Here is a 5,949-nt window from a genome sequence, read left to right on the forward strand (position 1 = left end):
CATCCACGCTCGCGGAAGGTCTGAAAGAAATATGCGCGGATAGAAATAATATCTTGACGAGAGTAGGAAGTGTGGTTAGAATGCGCGGCTCTTCACTGCTTAAGTAAGTTGGTTTTGCGGTGAAGTAGTCGGCTAGGTTTGGCGGCTTTTGGGTGGTTAGTCAGGTTGTTTGTTTTTGGTGTTTCGGTTTTTTGAAATGACTTAAAAATAAATTTGACAGAAACTGAAAACGCTGTAGAATATGTCGGCTCAACAGGGCGAAATGCTCTGGCTCTTTAACAAACTAAATCGAAATAATTTGTGTGGGTATGTGTAGCGACTATGTGCTGTTAGAAATAGTCGACACAGAAACCACGTCAATTCGCAAGAAAAGATGTTCTGTAGTCGAGCCAAGATTGGTCACTAATCTTATTTAGTGACAAGTTAAAATTAAACTGAAGAGTTTGATCATGGCTCAGATTGAACGCTGGCGGTATGCTTAACACATGCAAGTCGAACGGTAGCAGGCCTTCGGGCGCTGACGAGTGGCGGACGGGTGAGTAATGCATAGGAATCTGCCTATTAGTGGGGGACAACGTGGGGAAACTCACGCTAATACCGCATACGCCCTACGGGGGAAAGCTGGGGACCTTCGGGCCTGGCGCTAATAGATGAGCCTATGTTGGATTAGCTAGTTGGTAGGGTAATGGCCTACCAAGGCGACGATCCATAGCTGGTCTGAGAGGATGATCAGCCACACTGGGACTGAGACACGGCCCAGACTCCTACGGGAGGCAGCAGTGGGGAATATTGGACAATGGGCGAAAGCCTGATCCAGCAATACCGCGTGTGTGAAGAAGGCCTGAGGGTTGTAAAGCACTTTCAATAGGAAGGAATACCTGCCGGTTAATACCCGGCAGACTGACATTACCTATACAAGAAGCACCGGCTAACTCCGTGCCAGCAGCCGCGGTAATACGGAGGGTGCAAGCGTTAATCGGAATTACTGGGCGTAAAGCGTGCGTAGGCGGTTGTTTAAGTCAGATGTGAAAGCCCTGGGCTTAACCTGGGAACTGCATTTGATACTGGGCAACTAGAGTTTAGTAGAGGGGAGTGGAATTTCAGGTGTAGCGGTGAAATGCGTAGAGATCTGAAGGAACACCAGTGGCGAAGGCGGCTCCCTGGACTAAAACTGACGCTGAGGTACGAAAGCGTGGGTAGCAAACAGGATTAGATACCCTGGTAGTCCACGCCGTAAACGATGTCAACTAACTGTTGGGTTCTTAAAGAACTTAGTAGTGGAGCTAACGTATTAAGTTGACCGCCTGGGGAGTACGGCCGCAAGGCTAAAACTCAAATGAATTGACGGGGGCCCGCACAAGCGGTGGAGCATGTGGTTTAATTCGATGCAACGCGAAGAACCTTACCTACCCTTGACATCCAGAGAATCTGTTAGAGATAGCGGAGTGCCTTCGGGAGCTCTGAGACAGGTGCTGCATGGCTGTCGTCAGCTCGTGTTGTGAAATGTTGGGTTAAGTCCCGTAACGAGCGCAACCCTTATCCTTAGTTGCCAGCGGGTCATGCCGGGAACTCTAGGGAGACTGCCGGTGATAAACCGGAGGAAGGTGGGGACGACGTCAAGTCATCATGGCCCTTATGGGTAGGGCTACACACGTGCTACAATGGCCGGTACAGAGGGCTGCGAACTCGCGAGAGTAAGCGAATCCCAAAAAGCCGGTCCCAGTCCGGATCGCAGTCTGCAACTCGACTGCGTGAAGTCGGAATCGCTAGTAATCGCGGATCAGAATGCCGCGGTGAATACGTTCCCGGGCCTTGTACACACCGCCCGTCACACCATGGGAGTGGGTTGCAAAAGAAGTAGGTAGTTTAACCTTCGGGAGGGCGCTTACCACTTTGTGATTCATGACTGGGGTGAAGTCGTAACAAGGTAGCCCTAGGGGAACCTGGGGCTGGATCACCTCCTTACAAAGACGGTACACCGTTACACGTACTCACAACAAATTATTTCGATTGAAAGACGCACCTGGGTCTGTAGCTCAGTTGGTTAGAGCGCACCCCTGATAAGGGTGAGGTCGGAGGTTCAACTCCTCCCAGACCCACCAACGCATAAAAGGCGAAAGCGACAAGGCGGAACACGAACAGGCAACGATTCTGGCTAGATCGGAAAGTTGAACGAAATCGGATTTCGGCTTGAGTCTTGGTCTTTAGTCTGTTTTAGGGGCCATAGCTCAGCTGGGAGAGCGCCTGCCTTGCACGCAGGAGGTCGGGAGTTCGATCCTCCCTGGCTCCACCATCACGCTTACGCTGAGGGTTAACCAGTTCGTCACCACTAGATAGTCGATGTCAGAACATCAACGCTATATGGTTTTATCGCATGATAAAGACTGTATAGCATTGGTATTCGTACCGATAGCTCTTTAACAATATGGAAATCTGTAACTATAGTAACGATCAGCAATGATCGAAACTGAAACGAGTTGCGGTTTGAATGATGTCAATGTCGAAAGATAAAGACAGAAAGCAAACAGCATGTCGTTCTCAAGCAGAAAAAATCAGCGAAAATGTCAGCTGACAGTATAACCAAAGTACAGACGTATTCGGGTTATATGGTCAAGTGAATAAGCGCATACGGTGAATGCCTAGGCAGTAAGAGGCGATGAAGGACGTTGTAGCATGCGAAAAGCTTTGGGGAGCCTGCAAACCGGCTGTGATCCAGAGATGTCCGAATGGGGAAACCCGGCGTGCATAAGCACGTCATCTTTGAGTGAATACATAGCTCACTGAAGCGAACCCGGAGAACTGAAACATCTAAGTACCCGGAGGAAAAGAAATCAACCGAGATTCCCTAAGTAGTGGCGAGCGAACGGGGACTAGCCCTTAAGCTAGGATAAGGTTAGTGGAACGGTCTGGAAAGTCCGGCGATACAGGGTGATAGCCCCGTACACGAAAACCTTTTTTTAGTGAAATCGAGTAGGTCGGAGCACGTGAAACTTTGACTGAATATGGGGGGACCATCCTCCAAGGCTAAATACTCCTTACTGACCGATAGTGAACTAGTACCGTGAGGGAAAGGCGAAAAGAACCGCGGAGAGCGGAGTGAAATAGAACCTGAAACCGTATGCGTACAAGCAGTGGGAGCCCCTTCGTGGGGTGACTGCGTACCTTTTGTATAATGGGTCAGCGACTTACATTTTGTGGCAAGCTTAACCGAATAGGGGAGGCGTAGCGAAAGCGAGTCTTAATAGGGCGTTTAGTCGCAAGGTGTAGACCCGAAACCGGGCGATCTATCCATGGCCAGGCTGAAGGTTGGGTAATACTAACTGGAGGGCCGAACCCACGTCTGTTGAAAAAGACGGGGATGAGCTGTGGATCGGAGTGAAAGGCTAATCAAGCTCGGAGATAGCTGGTTCTCCTCGAAAGCTATTTAGGTAGCGCCTCGTGTATCACTGCTGGGGGTAGAGCACTGTTTCGGCTAGGGGGTCATCCCGACTTACCAACCCGATGCAAACTCCGAATACCAGCAAGTGCAAGCACGGGAGACACACGGCGGGTGATAAGGTCCGTCGTGAAAAGGGAAACAGCCCAGACCGTCAGCTAAGGTCCCCAAATCTATGCTCAGTGGGAAACGATGTGGAAAGGCACAGACAGCCAGGAGGTTGGCTTAGAAGCAGCCATCCTTTAAAGAAAGCGTAATAGCTCACTGGTCGAGTCGGTCTGCGCGGAAGATTTACCGGGGCTAAGCATAGTACCGAAGCTACGGATTTACGCGTTAAGCGTGAGTGGTAGAGGAGCGTTCCGTACGCCTGCGAAGGTTCATTGAGAAGTGGGCTGGAGGTATCGGAAGTGCGAATGCTGACATAAGTAACGATAAAGGGGGTGAAAAACCCCCTCGCCGAAAACCCAAGGTTTCCTGCGCAACGTTAATCGACGCAGGGTTAGTCGGCACCTAAGGCGAGGCTGAAAAGCGTAGTCGATGGAAAACAGGTTAATATTCCTGTACCAGTAGTAACTGCGATGGGGTGACGGAGAAGGCTATATCAGCTGTCGGTTGGAAGTGGCAGTTTAAGCAGGTAGGCATGCATCTTAGGCAAATCCGGGGTGCTTTATGCCGAGACGTGATGACGAGCGGTTCGAAAGAACAGCGAAGTGATAGATGCCCTGCTTCCAGGAAAAACCTCTAAGCTTCAGGTTACTAGTGGCCGTACCCTAAACCGACACAGGTGGGTGGGATGAAAATTCTAAGGCGCTTGAGAGAACCCAGGTGAAGGAACTAGGCAAAATGATACCGTAACTTCGGGAGAAGGTATGCCCTCATTACGTGAAGGTCCTCGCGACTGGAGCGGAAGGGGGTTGCAAAAAATCGGTGGCTGCGACTGTTTAGCAAAAACATAGCACTCTGCAAACACGAAAGTGGACGTATAGGGTGTGACGCCTGCCCGGTGCTGGAAGGTTAATTGATGGGGTTATCTTCGGAGAAGCTCTTGATCGAAGCCCCAGTAAACGGCGGCCGTAACTATAACGGTCCTAAGGTAGCGAAATTCCTTGTCGGGTAAGTTCCGACCTGCACGAATGGCGTAACGATGGCCACACTGTCTCCACCTGGGACTCAGTGAAATTGAAATCGCTGTGAAGATGCAGTGTACCCGCGGCTAGACGGAAAGACCCCGTGCACCTTTACTATAGCTTGACACTGGACTTTGAACCTACTTGTGTAGGATAGGTGGGAGGCTTTGAAGCGGGAACGCCAGTTCTCGTGGAGCCAACCTTGAAATACCACCCTGGTATGTTTGGAGTTCTAACCTCGACCCGTTATCCGGGTTAGGGACAGTGTCTGGTGGGTAGTTTGACTGGGGCGGTCTCCTCCTAAAGAGTAACGGAGGAGCACGAAGGTACCCTCAGCCTGGTCGGAAATCAGGCAATGAGTGCAAAGGCATAAGGGTGCTTGACTGCGAGACGGACAAGTCGAGCAGGTACGAAAGTAGGTCTTAGTGATCCGGTGGTTCTGTATGGAAGGGCCATCGCTCAACGGATAAAAGGTACGCCGGGGATAACAGGCTGATACCGCCCAAGAGTTCATATCGACGGCGGTGTTTGGCACCTCGATGTCGGCTCATCACATCCTGGGGCTGAAGCAGGTCCCAAGGGTATGGCTGTTCGCCATTTAAAGTGGTACGCGAGCTGGGTTCAGAACGTCGTGAGACAGTTCGGTCCCTATCTGCCGTGGGCGTTTGAGATTTGAGGGAAGCTGCTCCTAGTACGAGAGGACCGGAGTGGACGAACCTCTGGTGTTCCGGTTGTCATGCCAATGGCATTGCCGGGTAGCCACGTTCGGACAGGATAACCGCTGAAAGCATCTAAGCGGGAAGCCCCTCCCAAGATGAGATCTCACTGGGACTTTAAGTCCCCTGAAGGGCCGTCGGAGACTACGACGTTGATAGGCACGGTGTGGAAGCGCAGTAATGTGTGAAGCTAACGTGTACTAATTGCCCGTGAGGCTTGACCATATAACACCCAATGCGTTTGGGTAAGGTCAGACGACAAAAGCTGATAAAACGCAAGAGAACGATAAACTCGATACAGATTTCCATGAAGCAGGTACGAAGAAAGTTCAAGGCACAAGGTCCAAAAGATCAGCCAGGAATCAACGTTGTAGCTGATGTTAAAAAGTTTTGAATAGGGCAAGACAAAAAATAGATGCTGAGGTCGAATGTGTACCCTGCGCCTTGACCTTGTCCCTGTTGTAACCAGTTTGCTTGGTGAACATAGCAAGCGTGAACCACCCGATCCCATCCCGAACTCGGAAGTGAAACCGCTTAGCGCCGATGATAGTGTGGCAGGTTGCCATGTGAAAGTAGGTCATCGCCAAGCGCCTAACCCAAAAGCCCTGCTAACTCTAGCAGGGCTTTTTTTTTGACCGAAACTCCCTTACCGATAATCACCTTCAATTTT

The 5,949-nt window shown here is 50.6% G+C and carries 2 tRNA genes and 3 rRNA genes; all 5 read left to right on the plus strand.

The annotated features are described in order from the left end of the window. Nucleotides 1–431 precede the first annotated feature (431 nt). The 5 genes from A1332_RS20750 to rrf all read left to right on the plus strand — a co-directional run bounded on the left by A1332_RS20750 (nucleotide 432) and on the right by rrf (nucleotide 5,868). A 16S ribosomal RNA gene (locus A1332_RS20750) occupies nucleotides 432–1,965 on the plus strand. A 60-nt stretch (nucleotides 1,966–2,025) separates the two neighbouring features. Further along, nucleotides 2,026–2,102 (plus strand) — tRNA-Ile (locus A1332_RS20755). A gap of 115 nt (nucleotides 2,103–2,217) precedes the next feature. After that, nucleotides 2,218–2,293 (plus strand) — tRNA-Ala (locus A1332_RS20760). Between the two features lie 315 nt (nucleotides 2,294–2,608). After that, a 23S ribosomal RNA gene (locus A1332_RS20765) occupies nucleotides 2,609–5,504 on the plus strand. 248 nt (nucleotides 5,505–5,752) lie between these two features. Continuing rightward, nucleotides 5,753–5,868, plus strand: a 5S ribosomal RNA gene (rrf, locus tag A1332_RS20770). The 16S, 23S and 5S rRNA genes sit together here with 2 tRNA genes alongside, the layout of an rRNA operon. Nucleotides 5,869–5,949 lie beyond the last annotated feature (81 nt).

It is taken from the genome of Methylomonas methanica (genome assembly GCF_001644035.1).
Taxonomy (GTDB): Bacteria; Pseudomonadota; Gammaproteobacteria; order Methylococcales; family Methylomonadaceae; genus Methylomonas; species Methylomonas methanica_A.